Raw genomic sequence first — 16,483 nt, forward strand, 5'->3', positions numbered from 1 at the left:
GGGGCGTCTTCTTCCCGCCCGAGGTAGCCCCCCCGCCGTGTCGTCGCAACCGCCCATCCGGATCGGAACCCGCGGGTCCAAGCTGGCCCTCGCCCAGAGCGGCATGATGCGCGACCGCATCGCCGCTGCGATCGGCGCCGGTGATCGCGCCGAGGAGGCCGCCCCGCTGGTGGTCATCACCACGACCGGTGACCGGATCCAGGACCGCCGCCTGCTGGAGATCGGCGGCAAGGCGCTGTTCACCAAGGAAATCGAGGAAGCCCTGCTCGAGGGCCGGATCGACGCGGCGATCCATTCGATGAAGGATGTGCCGGCCGAAAATCCGCCCGGGCTGGTGATCGCCGCCATCCCCGAGCGCGAGGACCCGCGCGACGCCTTTGTCTCAACGCACTACGCCTCGCTGGCCGAGCTGCCGAAGGGCGCGAAGCTCGGCACCGCCAGCCTTCGCCGCCAGGCACAGGCCCTGCATGTGCGGCCCGATCTCGAGATCTTCATGCTGCGCGGCAACGTCGACACGCGGCTCGCCAAGCTCGCCGCCGGTGAGGCGGACGCGATCCTGCTGGCGGCGTCCGGTCTGAACCGGCTTGGCCTCGGCCATGCTCCACGCGGGTTCCTCGACCCCGTCGCCGCGCCGCCCGCCCCGGGCCAGGGCGCTCTCGCGATCCAGACCCGGGCCGGGGATGCGAACGCCGCATGGGTCGCCGCGATGCGCTGTGAGGCGACGACCATCGCTGTCGCCGCCGAGCGCGGCGCCCTGGTGGCCCTCGAAGGATCCTGCCGCACCGCCGTCGGGGCGCATGCGCGGCTCGAGGGGCGCCGGCTCAGCCTCATCGTCGAGGCCCTGACGCCGGACGGCGCGCGCCGCTATCGCCGCGAAGACGCCGTCGAGCTGGGCGCGGACGCCGAGGCCGACGCCCGCGACCTCGGTCTGCGCCTCGGCGAGGCGGTCAGGATCGAAGGCGGCGCGGATATCCTGCTGAAGGATTGATCCCCGACGGGCCGGGCGTCAGGGTGCTGGCCATGGCCTCGCCCCCGCTCACCGTCTGGATCACCCGCGCCGAACCCGGCGCCGCGGCGACCGCCGAGCGGGTCGCCGCCCTGGGGCATACGCCCATCGTCGCGCCCCTGCTGCGGATCGAGACGCTCGCGGATGTCCAGGTCGACCTGGGCGGCGTCGCGGCCCTCGCCTTCACCAGCGCCAACGGCGTGCGCGCCTTCGCCGAGGTCTCTCCAAGCAGGGACGTGCGGGTCTTCTCCGTCGGCGCCGGCACGACCGCCGCGGCGAAGGCGGCGGGCTTCAAGGCGATCCTGTCGGCCGAGGGCGACGTCAACGCCCTCGCCGGGCGAATCGCCGCCCGAAAGATCGAGTTGCGCGGCGCCGTGCTGCATGCCGGGGCCGCCGAGCCCGCCGGCGACCTGGTGGGCGCGCTGATCGCCGAAGGGCTCGAGGCGAGAGGCCTGGCGCTGTACGATTCGGTGGTCACGCCGCCTCCGGAGGATTTGCTGGCGAAGCTTGAAACCCTTGATGTGACGCTGCTTCATTCGCCCAAGGCGGCCCGGGCGCTGGCGCGCCTGCTGCGCGGTCGGGACCTGCCCAAACTGCGTCTGCTGTGCCTCTCGGCCGCGGTGGCGAAGCCGGTCGCGCGCACGAAAGTGCGAGAAGTTGTCCGCGCCCCGTTTCCGATCGAGGCGGCGCTGCTTAATCTGATAGGAAGAGGGGGTTCGACCGGGACCTCCCCCAGGACCGCAACGAGGCGTTTGAAGAGCCGATGACCGCCGCGCCCGACCCCGCCGAGATCTCGCCGCCGATGGATCCGGCCGTGTACAGCCGACCGCGCCGTTTCGGCGTCGGGTTTTGGGCCGCTATCGCCCTGTGCGTGCTCAGCGTCGTAGCCGGCGCCGCCGTGACGAAATTCGCCCCGCGAATCTGGGGCAAGGATGCGCTGGCGCCCGCGGCGACGGCCGCTGCGCCGCCGGCCGAGTCCTTCGACCTGCCCGCGCCGTCGACGGGTCCTGCGGCTGGCCTGGCGCCCGCTGCGGACGCCGCAGCGTCTTCGGCCGAGATCGCCGCCCTGCAGACCCGCGTCCTGGCGCTCGAGACCAGCCAGGCGCGCACCGTCAACGCCGCCGCCGCCGCCCTGGCCGCCGCATCGCTGGCCGAGGCGACGCAAGGGTCGGGATCGTTCGAAACCGAGCTGGCGGCGCTGGAGCGCGTGCTGCCGCTGTCGGGCGAAGTCCGCGCCCTGCGTCCCTATGCCGAGAATGGCGTGACCAGCCGCGCTGCGCTGGCCGCCGACTTCGACGCCTCCGCCGCCCGCGCGGCCGTGGCCGCCCGCGATCCGGGCGAGCGAGCAGGCTTCCTGGCGCGCGTAGGCCACGCCCTGTCGGCGATCGTCACCATTCGCCGGGTCGGCGCCGGCGGCGATGGCCCCGACGCCCTCCTCGCCCGAGCCGGCGACGCCGTGGCCGGGGGCGACCTCGAAGGCGCGCTGAAGGTCCTGCGTGGCCTGCCGCCCAAGGCCGCCGAGGCCATGGCGCCCTGGCGCACCCGCGCCCTGCAGCGCATCGCCGTCGACCGGCAGGTGGCGACGATCCGCGCCATGGCCCTGTCCGACCTGATGGCCGTTTCGCGGGCGCAGCCATGATCCGTACCGCCATCGTCCTGTTCCTCGTCGCGGCCCTGGCGGTCGCTGCGGTCGCCCTTGGCGGCGACGCGGGCGTGGCCAGCCTCGTCTGGCGCGGCTGGCGGGTGGACATGACGGCCGCCGCCGCGGCTCTGCTGGTGCTGTTCGTCTCCCTGCTGGCGACGATTTTCTGGAGCTTCCTCAAGTGGCTGCTCGAGGCGCCGCAGCGCGCCGCCCGGGCCAAGGCCGACAGCCGCCGCAAACAGGGCGGCGAAGCCCTCGCGCGCGGCTTCCTCGCCGCCGCCGCCGGCGACGGATCCGAAGCGCGCCGCTTGGCGCAGAAGGCCGCCGAACTTGCGGACGACGCGCCGGCGCTGGTCCGGGTGCTGGCCGCCCAGGCCGCCGAAGCCGCCGGCGACCTGCCCGCCGCCAAGGCCGCCTATTCCGCGATGCTCGGCTTCCCCGACATGCGGCTGGCCGGCCTCAAGGGGTTGATGCAGACCGCGCTCGCCGAAGGGGACAAGGGCGCGGCCCTGCGTCACGCGCAGAGCGCCTACGGCCTCGCCAAGACCGCCCGCTGGGCCTGGCGGGCGCTGGTCGATTCGCGGCTCGAGGCCGGTGACTGGGCCGCGGCGCTCGACCTCGTCCAGGGCGCTCAGGAGCGCAAGGTCGTCTCGCCGCTGGTCGCCGACCGCACGCGCGCCGCCCTGCTGGCCGCCTCGGCCGCCAGTTTCGAAAACCATTCCAGCGACCGCATGCGCGCTCAGGCGCTCGAGTTCGCGCTGCAGTCGGTCAAGCTCAAGCCCGACTTCGCGCCGGGCGTGGTGATGGCCGCGCGCCTGCTGGCCGCCGATGGCAAGGCGAGCCGCGCATCCGGTCTGCTGGAGGGCGCCTGGAAGAGCCAGCCGCACCCGGCGCTCTGGCTGGCCTACCGCGACCTGCGCACCGACGAGACCCCGCGCGAGCGGGCCAAACGCCTGAGCGGCCTGGTCGCGCTCAATCCCGGGGCGCGGGAGAGCCGCGTGCTGGCCGTTGAACAGGCCCTGATCGGCGGCGAGGTGAGCGCCGCCCGCCAGGCCGCCCGTAGCCTTGCCGACGAGCCGGTGACCCAGCGCCTCGCCGGACTGCAGGCCCGCGCCGCCAACGCCGCCGGCGCCGTCGACGAAGCCCGCGCCTGGATCGCCCGGGGCGCCGCCGCGCCGCAGGAGCCGGACTGGTCCGATCTCGACCCTGAAGGCCGCGCCTTCGCCTATCGTCCCGAGGACTGGACCCGTCTGGTCGCCGTCTATGGCGAGACCGGCGAACTGATCCACCCGCGCCTGGAGCGTCAGGAGCGGACGATCAACGACCTGCCCAACCTGCCGGTTTCCTATGTGGAATCGACGCCGTTTCTCGCCGCCGCCGAGGCCGGAGCGGCGATCATGCCGATCCCCGACGACCCCGGCGTGCCCGACTATGCGCGGCCGCCGCAGGACGATCCGCCACCCACTTCGCCGCCTCCGCGTCGGCGCCGCTTGGCAAGCCCGACTCGCGCCGCTAAATAGGCGCTCCTTCCGGGGCCCCACGCCCCACAAGGGCCGCTTTAGCTCAGCTGGTAGAGCACATCATTCGTAATGATGGGGTCAGGTGTTCGAGTCACCTAAGCGGCACCACTTCCTTTTCCCACAAGGTTTCGACCGGACGTGCGCCTGCCGGCGCCAGCCGTGAACAGGGCTGCATGCGCCTTCAGAAAGTAACGTAACTGACGCAGTTGCGGTTCTCGACGCGGCGGTGCATCTGCTCGGACGTTGCTTTCCGTGGAGATCCCCGCATGACCCGTCCCGCCCTGTTCGCCGCCGCCGGCCTCGCCCTGGCGCTCGCCATCGCCCCCTTCGCCGTGGAGGCCCGCGGGCCGTTCACCAGCGTTCCCGCAGAGGTCCAGGCCGGGGCCTACCGGTTCGACGCCGGGCACAGCAAGATCACCTGGTCGATCAACCACCTCGGCTTTTCGACCTACACCGGCCAGTTCGCGGCGGTGTCCGGCGCGTTGACGCTCGATCCTGCGAAACCGACGGCGGCGAGCCTGGACGTCACCGTCGACACCACCTCGCTGGGGACGCTCAATCCCGCGCTCGACGCCCACCTCAAGTCGGCGGACTTCCTGAACGTCGCCGCCTTCCCGACCGCGACGTTCAGGGCGACCGGCGTCAAGCTGACCGGCGAGCGGACAGCCCTGATCACCGGTGACCTGACCCTGCACGGCGTCACCCGGCCCGTCGTGGTCGAGGCGACCTTCAACCAGGCCGGGGTCAACCCGCTCGACAAGACCTATTCGCTCGGCTTCGACGGCAAGGCCGTGATCAAGCGGTCCGAGTTCGGCATCACCGCCTACGTGCCCGCGGTCGGCGACGAGGTCACCCTGACCATCGAGGCGGAGCTCAAGCGCATCGGCTAGGCTCCTGGCGATCGGGGCGCAGCGCCCGTGCCTGCGGCCTGCGCATTCCTGCCCGGGACCGGCCCCGACCACCACCGGGACTGGCGAGGCCGTGAGGGCCATGCCATAGTCAGATTGTCGCACCAGACGGCCCGTTCCGGACACCCGGGGCGGGTCGTCGCCGTGAAGGGCGTTGTCGCACCGCCGGCCTTCCGGACGATGACGACGCAACTTTCGGCCCGAGGAGGGCCGGTCGTATGAGTGTTGCGGGGGTGTGCCAGTGAACCACGATCGACGACCCGCAAGACTCTGAGATGCTGTTTACCGACCCCCTGTTCCTGTTCGTGTTCCTGCCGGTCGCCTGCGCCCTGTTCTATGGGCTGAGCCGGCTGTGGGGCGCGACGGCGGGCCTCGCGGTGATCTTCGCGGCCTCGATGGTGTTCTACCTGCCGTGGGGCGCCTTCAGCACGGGGCTGCTGATCACCTCGGTGGCGGTGAACTTCCTGATTTCGCAGGGCCTGCTGAATCTGCCCGACGACCGCCGTCGCCTGAGGCTGGCGCTGGTCTGGGGCGGGGAAGGCTACAACCTGCTCACCCTGATCTGGTTCAAGTACCATATCCTGCGCGCCTTCGTGCTCAGGGGCGGCGGCCTCGAGGCGACCGACCTGATCATTCCGGCGGGGATATCCTTCTACACCTTCCACCAGGCGGCCTTCCTCGCCGACGCCTATCGTCGCGACGAGAGCGTCGTGCGGTATCTGGGCGGACTGAAGACCCTGGGCGACCGCGCCGCCGGCTTTGTCCGCTATGCGGCCTTCGTGACCTTCTTCCCGCAGCTGGTGATCGGGCCGATCACCTACCTGAAGGAATTCCAGCCCCAGGTCGCGACACAGGGGTTCGGCCGGCTCCGGCAGAGCGACATCGCCGTCGGCCTGACGCTGATGACCATCGGCATGTTCAAGAAGCTGGTGCTGGCGGACAACCTCGCCCCATACGCCGACACCGTCTTCAGCCATGCGGGCGACGGGCTGGCGATCCACCCGATCAGCGGCTGGATCGGCGTCTTCGCCTACTACGCGCAGCTGTATTTCGACTTCTCCGGCTATTCCGACATGGCGCTGGGCCTCGCGCGGATGTTCGGGCTGCGGTACCCGATCAACTTCTTCTCGCCGCTCAAGTCGGTCGGCGTGATCGATTTCTACCGCCGCTGGCACATGACGCTGACGCGGGTGATCTCCCGGTTCCTCTACACGCCGCTGTCGCTCAATGGCACGCGCTTCGCGATGAAGCGCCGCTGGCCGAAAGGCCCGACCCGGATGCTGGCCCTCTGGATTCCCCTCCTGGTGAACTTCGAGGTCATCGGCCTGTGGCACGGCGCGCTCTGGACCTTCGTCGCCTTCGGACTGGTCCACGGCGCCTGGTACATTCTCGAGACCGAAGCGCGGAACACCAAGGCGTGGAAGCGCTGGAAGAAGCAGTCGCCGGACTGGCTGCGCACGTTCATCGGCCGCTGCATATTCCTGATCCCGATGGCGCTCTGCTTCGCCCTGTTCCGGTCGGAGAGCCTGGGCGCCATGGGACATCTGCTGAAATCGCTGTTCGCGTTCGACTTCAGCATTCCCGGCGCGGTGCCGTTCTACAAGGCTGTCGCGACGCTTATGGCCGCCTTCGCGGTGATCTACCTCATGCCCAACAGCGTGGAGCTCCTGCGGCGCTGGCGACCGGGTCTCGCGACCTACGACAACCCCTCGCCCGCCGTGCGTTGGCTGTTTCCCGCCTGGCGGCCGACCTGGCCCTGGGCCCTGTTTGCCGGCGCCTTGTTCGTCTGGGGGCTCTACTATGTCTCCCGGCAGCCACCCTTCCTCTATCAGGGGTTCTAGGCATGGCGCCCAATCCCTCCGTCGATCCCGCTTCGTCCCGCAGCAAGGGGCGAGGTTTCCGGCGCCGGCTGTCGCCGGTCCTGCTGGTGTTCAGCACGATCCTCGTCGCCTACTGGGCCGCCGCGGCCCTGGTGCTCGGCGCCGACCCCTATGATCTCTACCGCTGGGGACTGCGCGCCGACGCGGGCGCCGCCCACCAGCCCCGGTTCGCCGGCTATCTGTTGAAGATGGCCGCGCGCGATCCGAAGGCGGATCTCGTCCTGATCGGCGGATCGACCTCGACGACCTATTCGGCCGCCGACCTTCGCGACGCTTTTCCCGGCGCGCGCGATCCCTGGAACATCAGCTATCACGCCAGCCGCGCGCTTGATCGCCATCTGGCGACGACGACGATCGTCAAGGAGTCGGCCGCGCCCCGCGTTCTGATCGTACTGGACTGGCTCTACGCGCGGTCCGTTGACCAGAAGCGGGACAATTTTCCGGTCTATCTCTACGACGATGACCCGTTCAACGACCTGCGGATGGTCGATCAACGCGGCCTGGCGGCGACCGCCAGGTTGCTTCGGACCGGCAGCTCGATGCCCGATCCGGCGGTCGCAGACGCGGACGAAACTGCTTTCAACGACAGGGGATACCAGAGCTTTCAGACGCAGAAGACCATGGCGCGCATCGAGCGCCTGCTCGGTCGGCATCGCGCTGATGTAGACCGCGTCGGCGCGACCGATTGCGGTGCGTTCCCCGCCTTCAATGTGCAGTTCCTGCCCGCTCTTCGCGCCCTGTCCGCGCAGGGCAAGCGGGTCGACATCATCGTCCCGCCCTATTCGCTGGCGATGTATTACGAATGGGTCGCGGGACCGAAGTACCTGTCGCTGGGCGGCTCTACCTTCCTGTCCGACCAGTTGCTGCTGCGGCGTTGCATGGTCGAGGTCGCCGCGACGCTGCCCGGCGTGTCGGTCTCGGCGATCGATAGCGACCCGCGAAACGTGTCCGATCTGGGCGCCTTCCGGGACACTTCGCACCTGTATGATCCCGCGCTTCTGAAAAAGGTCCTGTTGGCGGTTGATGATCCCGCCTATCGATTGACGCCCGGGAACGTCGATGCGTATGCAGTCAGGCTCAGGGCGGCGGCCAAAGCCTATCAACTGCGGAATTCAAAGCTGGGATTGGGTAATGAAACTGGTTCCTGACGCGTACCCCAATCTCTCCCGGGCCATCGATCTTCAGCTGGACGTTTTCCCCGAGCACCGCGCCTATCTCGAGAAGCGGTTCGTCGGGGAAGATGAAGCCGGGCTGGTGTTTCTCGACCAGCTCGCCGTCATGGTCGACCGCGTCGCGCAGGGCGACCTGAAGACCATCTTCACCGACTACCACTGGCTGAGCGGCATCGTGCTGGAGGAGGAGCTGTTCTTCCGCCGCAACGGACGCTACCGGCTGACCTCGTTCGCGGATGCGCTGGAACAGGTCTACGCCAACCGCGAGTACATGGCCCGCTACATGAACGGGCTGCTCGCCTCGCAGCTCTGGTGGCGCAACCACACCGAGGTGATGCGCTACTACCGCGACGCCTTCCTCGCCGGAAATCCGGACGGCTTCACCCATCTCGAGGTCGGCCCCGGCCATGGCCTGTTCCTGGCCCTGGCGTCCGCGACGCCGGCCTGCGCGACGGCCGAGGGCTGGGACATCAGCCAGGCGAGCCTCGCCAACACCCAGGAAGCCCTGAACGGCATGGGCTGTGATCCCGAGCGGATCATCCTGCGTGAGGTGGACATCTTCGCCGCGCCCGAGGCGTCCTTCCAGTCGGTGACCTTCTCCGAAGTGCTGGAACATCTCGAGGAGCCGCTCGAAGCGCTGAAGGCGCTCTACAAACTGCTGGCGCCGGGAGGGCGGATCTTCATCAACGCGCCGGTCAATTCGCCAGCGCCGGATCATCTGTATCTGTTCCGCACGCCCGAAGAGGTCAGCGATATGGTCGCCGCCGCCGGCTTCGAAATCGAAGACACCTGCTTCGCGCCCTGCACCGGGGCGACGCTGGACCGTGCGCGCCGCCTCAACCTGACCATTTCCGCCGCCGTCATCGGCCGCAAACCGTAGCTTCCGGGAGTTAGACCGCATGTCGCAAGACAGCCTGGCGCAGATCACCGAGATCATGCGCGACTTGTTCGACGAGTACGAAGGTCCGGTTACGCGGGCCATCTCGGCAAAGGATGTCGGCCAGTGGGACAGCCTGGCGCATGTGCAGTTCATCGTGATGGTCGAACAGGCCTGCGGCGTGAAGTTCTCGACCAATGAGATCCAGACCTTCGCCACCCTGGGCGACCTGATCGATCTCATCGAGAAGAAGAAGGCCTAGGCCATGCCGATCCGGGTTGGCGACAAGGCCAGCCGGGCGTTCGTCGTCGACCGCGAGGCGATGCGCTGGTTCCAGCAGGTTTCCGAAGACACCAGCCTGATCCATACCGATCCGGACTACGCCCGGTCGCGCGGCTTCGATGACGTGATCGCCTACGGCGGTATCATGCTGGCGCACCTGTCCCACATCCTGGGGATGATGATCCCCGGCGCGCGGGGAGCCTCGACGCGCTGGACGATCGACTATCGGCGGCCGCTCTACGTCGACGAGGCCGCCCGGATCGACTTCGAGGTGATCAACACCTCTCCCGGCACCGGAATCGTCGAGGGGCGCTTCAAGATTCGCGCGGGCGACCGCGTGATCGCCAGCGGAACCACCCAGAGCATCGTGCCGCCGGAGGACATCGCCGCCGAGCCGGACGCCGCCGGATGAGCTCCGGCGAGCCGTTCCCCTGGCGACCCGCGCCGGCCGAGGACTGGGCGGAGCGGTGCAAGGCGCTCGACGGCTTCGTCCGCGCGGCGCCGGGCGAGGGCGCGTTGCTGGATGACGCCGGCGTCGAGCTGCGCCGGCTCTCCGGGATGCGGCTGGGGCCGCGCGAGCAGCTGAAGATGGAGAACCTGGCCCGGCGGTTCGTCGCCACGGGCCTCGTCCCCGCTCACTTCCGACGCCTGAGGATCGGCCTGCTGGCGGCGCGGACGCTCAGCTTCATGACCGGACCGGTCGCGGCGGCGGGGCCTGTGCGCGGGTTGCTCGTCGAAACCATCGAGGCGCCCTACGACCAGATCGGGGCCTTCGCCTACGGCCCGTTCAATCCCTTCGCCGGCGAGACCCTCGACGCGGTGGTGGTGGTGCTGGACGAAGCCTCATTCCCCGGTGACGCCCCGCTGCTCGACGGCGCGGCCGAGGATCGCCGGCTGGACGCCGCCGAGAGCCTTCTGCAGGCCCTGAGCCAGGCCGTCCGCGCCAAGGCCGGCTGCCCGGTGATCATCGCGACCCTGCCGCCGGCCTCGCCGCGCATCGCCTCCGCCGATCTGGCGACGCCTGGCGATCCCGGACGGTTTGAGGCCGAGGTCAACCGGATCATCGCCCGGGGCGGCGCGCGGCGCGACTGGATCGTCTGGGACCTGGCGGGCCTCGCCGGCCGGGTCGGCCGCGACCGCTGGCTCGATCCGGTGCGGTTCCATCTGGCCAAGGCGCCGTTCGGGCTCGAACACGCACCGCTGGTCGCCGACAGCCTGTGCGCGCTGCTGGCCGCGATGGTCGGCAAGGCCGGGCGGGCGCTGGTGCTCGATCTCGACAACACCGTCTGGGGCGGGGTGATCGGCGACGACGGGCTGGATGGCATTCGCCTTGGCCAGAATTCCGCCGAGGGCGAAGCCTTCATCGCCTTCCAGCGCTATGCTCTGGCCCTGCGTGCGCGGGGCGTCGTCCTGGCCGTCTGTTCCAAGAACACTGACGCCGTGGCCCGCGAACCGTTCCGCAGCCACCCGGACATGCTGCTGCGCGAGGAGCATATCGCGGTCTTCCAGGCCAACTGGAACGACAAGGCGACCAACCTCACGGCCGTGGCGGAGACCCTGAATCTGGGTCTCGAGTCGCTGGTGTTCGTCGACGACAATCCGGCGGAGCGGGCGCGGGTGCGCCAGGCGCTGCCGCTGGTGGCCGTGCCCGAAGTCGGCGACGACCCGGCCTGGTACATCGCCCGCGTCGCCGACAGCGGCGTGTTCGAACACCTGCCCCTGAACAGCGACGACACCGCCCGGGCCGACGCCTACGGCGCGCGAGCCCGCCAGGCCGAGGTGCGCGCGCAGATCGGCGACTACGACGCCTATCTGGCCTCGCTGGACATGCGGATGACGATCTCGCCGTTCGACGATGTCGGCCGGGCGCGCATCGCCCAGCTGATCGCCAAGTCCAACCAGTTCAACCTGACCACCCGTCGCTACAACGAGGAGGACGTGCGGCGGATGCAGGACGATCCGGACCTGCTGTGCTGGCAGGTGCGGCTCGACGACGCCTTCGCCGCCCAGGGGATGATCTGCGTGGTCGTCGTCCGAAAGGGCGAGACCGAGTGGGCGATCGACAGCTGGCTGCAGTCGTGCCGGATTCTCGAGCGAGGCGTCGAGGAGACGGTGATGAACCACCTCGTCGCGGCGGCGCGGGCGGCGGGCGCGCAGCGGATCACCGGCGAGTATCTGCCGACGCCGCGCAACGGACTGGTGGCCGATTTCTATGACCGGATGGGCTTTTCGTCGGTCGGCGAGGCGACCGCGGAGCGCCGCGCCTACGTCTGCGACGTGGCGACCGACCCGGTCCGCAAGAGCTTCATCGCCGTGACGCTCACGGGCGGCTGAGCCCGGTCGCGGAAACGCCCGGGGACCTTTCGGCTCCCGGGCGCTCCGTTTCGTCTCGTCGGCTCAGGCGAGCCTAGTACGACGGCGTGCCTTCGCGGCGGTCTTCACGGCGTTCCTGGCGCAGGTCCTGGTTGACGCTGATCGCCAGACGATCCAGGCGGCCCAGGATATAAGCCTGGTTCTTCGGCGTCAGTCGGCCCGTGCGGCGACGCATGCTGGTGTCCTCCTTGCGGATGGCGGCCAGCATGGTCAGCGCGCGATTGCCGGTGGCGCGGTCAAGCGCCCCCCGCGAGAGGCTCGCGCGGATCCGGCTGTCGAGGAAGGCCTCCCGCTGGCGCGTGCCGGCGCCGGCCCCGGTCCAGAGATCCACCGCGCGGTCGTCGCGGTCCATCCGGTCGGGCCGGGTGTCGCGAACCATGGCGACGGGCAGGGTGTTGCCGACCCAGCGGCCACGCGCGTCGTAGTAGCCGCGCGCCGCGCCCGAACGCCAGCGACCGTCGGTGTCATAGTAGCCGGTCTGGGCGTTGGAGACCCACACCCCGTCATTGTTGCGATAGCCGCTGGCCTGGCCGCTGATCCAGCGACCCGACGCGTCATAGGCGCCGCGCGCCGGACCGGCGTTCCAGCGACCGGCCGTGTCGTAGTAGCCGCTGGCCGCGCCGCCGTTCCACTGGCCGTCCGCGCCGTAGTAGCCGTCCGCGGAGGCGGGGACCCAGCGCCCGTGGCTGTCACGGTATCCGCTGGACGAGGAGTCCATGCCGGCCTGCACCCAGCGGCCGTCCTGGCCATAGTAGCCCTGCGGCGCGCCCTGGACCCAGCGGTCGTCGCGGTCGTAGTAGCCGGCCGCCTGCGAGGCGGGCGTGTTGCTGGCGTGCCAGGCGCCGGTCCGGTCGTAGTAGCCGTAGGCGTTGCTGCAGTCGGCGCCGCCCTTGGCGATCTGGTTGCCGATCACCGCGCCGGCGACGCCGCCGATGATCGTGCCACCGGTCTTGCCGCCGCCCCTGGAGACAGCGTTACCGGCCAGCGCGCCGACAACGGCGCCGACGACCGTACCGGCCGCGCGGCGATCTTCCTGCTGACGGCAGGTTTCCTGGGCGAAGGCGAACGAGGGCATCATGGTCGCGACGGCGATGCCGGCGACCCAAAGGGATTTGCGCATGGGGGAAGCTCCTGGGTCAGCCGTTCGGCGGCCCTTGGAGTGTCAAAGCATTCGGCGCCCGTTCGTTGCCGGAGCGGGAAAATAAAGGGTCAGGGTGGCAGATATGCTGGCGTGCCGTGACAGTAAAAACGCCGACGCTAGCCCGTGTGCGCTGAATGGCTCTCGAGCTTTACGTGAGTTCCCGGCGTCTCGTCGGAGATGACGACAATAGCGCCGAGCTGCTTGGCCAGCGAATCCACGATGACGGTGCCAAGTCCGCCCTTCGTTGTCACCTTGGCCTTGTCGCGTCCGACGCCGTTGTCCGACACCGTCAGCGACCAGCCCGGCGCGCCGCCGGTATAGATGACATCGACGTGGCCGCCGCGGTCGTCGGGGAAGGCATGCTTGAGCGCGTTGATCACCAGTTCGGTGACAATCAGGCCCAGGCTGACCGCTTCGTGCGAATTGACCGTCACCGCGTCCGCGCGAACCTGGATGTCCAGGGGACGTGACTCTCCGATCATCGAGGTGGCGAGGCTGGCGCAGAGCTTGGTCAGATAGGGGCCGATCTCGACGTCGCCGAGGCTGGTCTGGAGCAGGTTCTGCACCGCGGCCACCGACATCACCCGGTCGTGGGCGTCCCGCAGGTGCAGCCGGGTTTCCTCGGAGGTGACCGTGCGGGCCTTGAGCAGCAGCACGCTGGCGATGATCTGCAGGCTGTTGGCGACCCGGTGCTGCATCTCCTGCAGCAGGATGCCGCGCTCGTTGAGCAGGCGGTCCTTCTCCAGCATCAGATTGACGTTCTGCTGCTCGATCCGCCGCACGCTGGTGACGTCGTTGATGGTCAGCAGGATGCGGGCGTTGTGGATGTCGTCATAGACGATGGTCTGGACATTGACGATCAGCCGGCGCGGTTCGATCCCCGGCCGGACCAGATCGGTTTCGTAGTCGCCCAGGGCGGGGCCGCCCAGAAGGGCGTTCTCCAGCAGCAGCCGCAGTTGGGGAATGTCCCATTCGCCGGCGCCGATTTCGGCCAGCGACCTGCCGAGCACCATGGCGCGCTCGAGGCGAAAGGCGATGCTGAACGAGGGCGTCACGGAGACGACCCGCAGGTCGCCATCGAACAGCAAAAGAGGCAGGTGCGAGGTGTTGAGGAGCGCGCTCGCCAGGCTCGGCGCGGCCTCGGTCGGATCAGTTATGTCGGCCACATCAAGTGTCCTCGACGACCGCGGGCTCGCGGAGCGAAAGCCCGAACGGCATCGATGGGAAGCAGGTAGAGAGTCGGAGCGGGCTCGCCCGCATGCCGTTGCGACGCCACCGTACCACAGGCTTGCCGGCGCCGCCTGATCTAGATCGGGGCGATCAATGCGCTCCGGCGAGAACCACGCCCAGCAGCACGGCGACGTACTGCACCGCCGCGGCGGCGACCACATGGCCGTGCCAGACCGCCCGGCGGAACCTGAACTGCTTCATCAGGTAGAAGATCACCCCGACCGAATAGAGCAGCCCGCCGATGCCCAGCAGCATCAGGGAGACCCAGGACACGCCCTCGATCATCGGCTTGAGCGCGATCAGCACGGCCCAGCCCAGCGCCAGATACAGCGCCACCCAGAAGCCCTTGCCGAGGCCGGGCAGGAACAGCTTTCCGGCCACGCCGAGCAGGGCCAGACTCCAGACCGCCGTCGTCATGCCGATGGCCCAGCCGCCCGTAAGGCTCTGGGTCGTGAACGGGGTGTAGCTGCCGGCGATCATCAGGAAGATGCCGGCGTGATCGAACCGGCGCAGCAGGGGCCGCCAGGGGGCCTTGCCGAAGTTGTAGGCCAGCGAGCAGCCCAGCATCACCGCCATGCCGAGCGCGTAGATCACGACCGAGGCGGTCAGTCCCGCGCCGCCCGCGCCGACGGCCAGCCCGAGCAGGGTCCCGCCGCCGAACAGCGCCAGCGCCAGGCCGACGATGTGCACGACCAGATCCGCGCATTTCGCGCCGGCGGTCGGATAGTGGGTCTGGCGATCGTCCATGAGGCTCACCCTACCCGGCGATTGTGACGGCGGATAGGACGAGGCGAGCACAGATGGCGAGTGATTGTTACAACCGGAAGGCGGCCAGCCGCTCGTAGTGCGGCCGGGCGGCGTCGGCGATCCGGCGCAGGTCATCGTTCAGATCGTCGCGGCCGGCCTCGGGCCGGGGCGGGCCAAATCCGGTGGAGGCCTCGACCGCGTCGTACCAGGCCGGCGCCCAGACGCCGTCGCTGTCCCGCCTACCCGCGGGCCAGGCCAGCATCGCGTCGTCGAAGGCGATGCCCAGCGCCGCGCACAGCTTGTCCAGCGTCCCGCGCGGGTCGGCGAGCACGTCGCGCCCCTCGACCACCGGCGGCGCGGCGCCCAGCCGGTCGGCCTCCCGCTCGAACAGCTCGCGCTGCTGCACAAAGCCGATGTCGTCCAGCGTCACCTGCTCGCGCTTGACGGTGTAGCTGGCCAGCACCGCTTCGGGCGCGCGGATCAGGAAGGCGCTGCGACAGGCGCCGGCCCACGCCATGCCGAACCCCGGCAGCATGTGGTGGGTCATGTGTTTCTGGTACCAGACCGGCGCGTCGCCGGGGGCCGCGCCGGCCATCGCGTCGGCGACCACGCGCCAGTCGGTCGGCTGGCTGGCCAGGACTTCGGCCCGCATGGGGTGGTCCAGCCCGGTCCCGGCGAGATAGGCGGCGTAGAACGGCTCGTCGCTGACGGCCGTGTCCGGCCGGTTCTCGAACGCCCGCATCATCGCCGTGGAGATGTTGCGCGGGCCGGACCACATGGCGATGCGGACGGTCATCGGGCGGCCTCCGCGTCCTTCAGTCCCTCGTAAAGGGTCCTCAGGCGGGCGGTCATGGGGCCGGGCAGCGTCAGCGGCAGCGCGCGGCCGTCGATCTCCCGCACCGGCGTCAGCCCGCCGAAGGTGCCGGTGACAAAGGCCTCGTCGGCGCCGCGCGCGTCCTCGACCGGGAAATCGCCCAGCCGCAGGGGGATGCCGTTGGCCTCGCACAGCCGGATCACATTGGCCCGGGTCACGCCGTTGAAGCAGAACTCGCCGGTCGAGGTGCGCACCTCGCCGTCCCTGATCCAGAAGAAGTTGGTCGCGTTGCAGCTGGAGACGTAGCCGTCCGGATCGAGCATCAGCGCCTCGTCCGCCCCGGCCGCGATCGCCTGGTTCAGCGCCATGATCAGGTTCAGCCGGCTGTGCGAATTCAGCCGCATGTCGAACATGTGCGCCGGCGTGCAGAGGATCGAGCTGGTGAACAGCGACAGTCCGCGCGTGACGATGGCCGGGCTCGGGACCTTCCATTCGGCGAGGATCACGATGGTCGGCCGGCCCAGCGCATTGCGCGGATCCTGGTTGGCTCCGGTCTTCTCGCCGCGCGTGACCATCAGGCGCAGGTGGACGCCATCCTCCATGCCGTTGGCCGCGAGCAGGCTTTCCAGGGCGTCGGTGACGCCCTGGCGGTCAAGGCCGATGTCGAGGTTGATCGCCTTCGCGCCCTCGAACAGCCGGTCCAGGTGGGCGTCGAGGAACATCAGCCTGCCCTTGTGCAGCCGCAGGCCTTCCCACACGCCGTCGCCGACGACGAAGCCGGCGTCGAACACCGACACCCGCGCATTCTCGCGCGTGACCATCTCGCCGTTCAGCCAGATGCGGGCGCTGGCGTTGCGCGGATCTGCGGCGAAGTCCTGGCTTCCGGCCATG

16 protein-coding genes and 1 tRNA gene are annotated in these 16,483 nt (G+C 69.6%); 12 read left to right on the forward strand and 5 right to left on the reverse strand.

Annotation, left to right across the window (positions count from 1 at the left end; translation table 11 throughout):
• The first annotated feature begins 37 nt into the window (after nt 1-37).
• From hemC to AC3WJT_RS02970, 12 genes are all read left to right on the forward strand, one after another.
• Nucleotides 38-988 carry a hydroxymethylbilane synthase gene (hemC, locus tag AC3WJT_RS02915; protein WP_492341562.1) on the forward strand — a complete coding sequence of 317 codons (951 nt, stop codon included), beginning with the start codon at nt 38-40 and terminating at the stop codon, nt 986-988.
• A 32-nt stretch (nt 989-1,020) separates the two neighbouring features.
• Entirely contained in the window at nt 1,021-1,773 is a 753-nt protein-coding gene (locus tag AC3WJT_RS02920; RefSeq protein ID WP_492341563.1) for a uroporphyrinogen-III synthase, read from the forward strand.
• Nucleotides 1,770-2,645 carry a COG4223 family protein gene (locus tag AC3WJT_RS02925; protein WP_492341564.1) on the forward strand — a complete coding sequence of 292 codons (876 nt, stop codon included), beginning with the start codon at nt 1,770-1,772 and terminating at the stop codon, nt 2,643-2,645. Before AC3WJT_RS02920 ends, AC3WJT_RS02925 begins: the two co-directional genes overlap by 4 nt.
• On the forward strand, nt 2,642-4,168 hold the full coding sequence (locus AC3WJT_RS02930) for a heme biosynthesis protein HemY (RefSeq protein WP_492341565.1): 1,527 nt from the start codon (nt 2,642-2,644) through the stop codon (nt 4,166-4,168). Before AC3WJT_RS02925 ends, AC3WJT_RS02930 begins: the two co-directional genes overlap by 4 nt.
• A 32-nt stretch (nt 4,169-4,200) precedes the next feature.
• Nucleotides 4,201-4,276 (forward strand) — tRNA-Thr (locus AC3WJT_RS02935).
• A gap of 158 nt (nt 4,277-4,434) precedes the next feature.
• On the forward strand, nt 4,435-5,058 hold the full coding sequence (locus AC3WJT_RS02940; RefSeq protein ID WP_492341566.1) for a YceI family protein: 624 nt from the start codon (nt 4,435-4,437) through the stop codon (nt 5,056-5,058).
• Between the two features lie 293 nt (nt 5,059-5,351).
• A complete protein-coding gene (locus AC3WJT_RS02945; protein WP_492341567.1) occupies nt 5,352-6,917 on the forward strand; it encodes an MBOAT family O-acyltransferase in 1,566 nt (521 codons plus the stop codon).
• 131 nt (nt 6,918-7,048) lie between these two features.
• Nucleotides 7,049-8,104 (forward strand): hypothetical protein, encoded by a 1,056-nt coding sequence (locus AC3WJT_RS02950; RefSeq protein WP_492341568.1) that lies wholly within the window; start codon nt 7,049-7,051, stop codon nt 8,102-8,104.
• The gene (locus AC3WJT_RS02955; RefSeq protein ID WP_492341569.1) at nt 8,088-9,008 is read left to right on the forward strand and encodes a class I SAM-dependent methyltransferase; all 921 of its coding nucleotides are present in this window, start codon (nt 8,088-8,090) and stop codon (nt 9,006-9,008) included. Before AC3WJT_RS02950 ends, AC3WJT_RS02955 begins: the two co-directional genes overlap by 17 nt.
• Nucleotides 9,009-9,027: 19 nt before the next feature.
• Entirely contained in the window at nt 9,028-9,267 is a 240-nt protein-coding gene (locus AC3WJT_RS02960; protein WP_492341570.1) for an acyl carrier protein, read from the forward strand.
• Between the two features lie 3 nt (nt 9,268-9,270).
• Nucleotides 9,271-9,699, forward strand: a complete 429-nt coding sequence (locus tag AC3WJT_RS02965) for a MaoC family dehydratase (RefSeq protein WP_492341571.1) — start codon at nt 9,271-9,273, stop codon at nt 9,697-9,699.
• On the forward strand, nt 9,696-11,621 hold the full coding sequence (locus AC3WJT_RS02970; protein ID WP_492341572.1) for an HAD-IIIC family phosphatase: 1,926 nt from the start codon (nt 9,696-9,698) through the stop codon (nt 11,619-11,621). Before AC3WJT_RS02965 ends, AC3WJT_RS02970 begins: the two co-directional genes overlap by 4 nt.
• A gap of 73 nt (nt 11,622-11,694) precedes the next feature.
• On the opposite strand, the gene AC3WJT_RS02975 is transcribed toward AC3WJT_RS02970, so the two are convergent.
• The 5 genes from AC3WJT_RS02975 to AC3WJT_RS02995 form a co-directional block, all read right to left on the reverse strand.
• Complete coding sequence (locus AC3WJT_RS02975) at nt 11,695-12,780, reverse strand: glycine zipper 2TM domain-containing protein (protein ID WP_492341573.1); 1,086 nt, start codon at nt 12,778-12,780, stop codon at nt 11,695-11,697.
• Nucleotides 12,781-12,917: 137 nt separating this feature from the next.
• On the reverse strand, nt 12,918-13,967 hold the full coding sequence (locus tag AC3WJT_RS02980; protein WP_492341574.1) for a sensor histidine kinase: 1,050 nt from the start codon (nt 13,965-13,967) through the stop codon (nt 12,918-12,920).
• Nucleotides 13,968-14,121: 154 nt separating this feature from the next.
• Nucleotides 14,122-14,778 (reverse strand): PAQR family membrane homeostasis protein TrhA, encoded by a 657-nt coding sequence (gene trhA, locus AC3WJT_RS02985; protein ID WP_492341575.1) that lies wholly within the window; start codon nt 14,776-14,778, stop codon nt 14,122-14,124.
• Between the two features lie 67 nt (nt 14,779-14,845).
• The gene (locus tag AC3WJT_RS02990) at nt 14,846-15,574 is read right to left on the reverse strand and encodes a sulfotransferase-like domain-containing protein (protein WP_492341576.1); all 729 of its coding nucleotides are present in this window, start codon (nt 15,572-15,574) and stop codon (nt 14,846-14,848) included.
• On the reverse strand, nt 15,571-16,482 hold the full coding sequence (locus tag AC3WJT_RS02995) for an aminotransferase class IV (RefSeq protein WP_492341577.1): 912 nt from the start codon (nt 16,480-16,482) through the stop codon (nt 15,571-15,573). Before AC3WJT_RS02995 ends, AC3WJT_RS02990 begins: the two co-directional genes overlap by 4 nt.
• Nucleotide 16,483 lies beyond the last annotated feature (1 nt).

This window comes from Caulobacter sp. FW305-C-30-S16 (genome assembly GCF_058783025.1).

Excerpts from the sequence above, each read along its gene's own strand:
- AC3WJT_RS02920 (WP_492341563.1), top strand. The coding sequence starts at position 1,021 with ATGGCCTCGCCCCCGCTCACCGTCTGGATCACCCGCGCCGAACCCGGC.
- AC3WJT_RS02925 (WP_492341564.1), top strand. The coding sequence starts at position 1,770 with ATGACCGCCGCGCCCGACCCCGCCGAGATCTCGCCGCCGATGGATCCG.
- AC3WJT_RS02930 (WP_492341565.1), top strand. The coding sequence starts at position 2,642 with ATGATCCGTACCGCCATCGTCCTGTTCCTCGTCGCGGCCCTGGCGGTC.
- AC3WJT_RS02940 (WP_492341566.1), top strand. The coding sequence starts at position 4,435 with ATGACCCGTCCCGCCCTGTTCGCCGCCGCCGGCCTCGCCCTGGCGCTC.
- AC3WJT_RS02945 (WP_492341567.1), top strand. The coding sequence starts at position 5,352 with ATGCTGTTTACCGACCCCCTGTTCCTGTTCGTGTTCCTGCCGGTCGCC.
- AC3WJT_RS02955 (WP_492341569.1), top strand. The coding sequence starts at position 8,088 with ATGAAACTGGTTCCTGACGCGTACCCCAATCTCTCCCGGGCCATCGAT.
- AC3WJT_RS02960 (WP_492341570.1), top strand. The coding sequence starts at position 9,028 with ATGTCGCAAGACAGCCTGGCGCAGATCACCGAGATCATGCGCGACTTG.
- AC3WJT_RS02965 (WP_492341571.1), top strand. The coding sequence starts at position 9,271 with ATGCCGATCCGGGTTGGCGACAAGGCCAGCCGGGCGTTCGTCGTCGAC.
- AC3WJT_RS02970 (WP_492341572.1), top strand. The coding sequence starts at position 9,696 with ATGAGCTCCGGCGAGCCGTTCCCCTGGCGACCCGCGCCGGCCGAGGAC.
- AC3WJT_RS02975 (WP_492341573.1), bottom strand. The coding sequence starts at position 12,780 with ATGCGCAAATCCCTTTGGGTCGCCGGCATCGCCGTCGCGACCATGATG.
- trhA (WP_492341575.1), bottom strand. The coding sequence starts at position 14,778 with ATGGACGATCGCCAGACCCACTATCCGACCGCCGGCGCGAAATGCGCG.
- AC3WJT_RS02990 (WP_492341576.1), bottom strand. The coding sequence starts at position 15,574 with ATGACCGTCCGCATCGCCATGTGGTCCGGCCCGCGCAACATCTCCACG.
- AC3WJT_RS02995 (WP_492341577.1), bottom strand. The coding sequence starts at position 16,482 with ATGGCCGGAAGCCAGGACTTCGCCGCAGATCCGCGCAACGCCAGCGCC.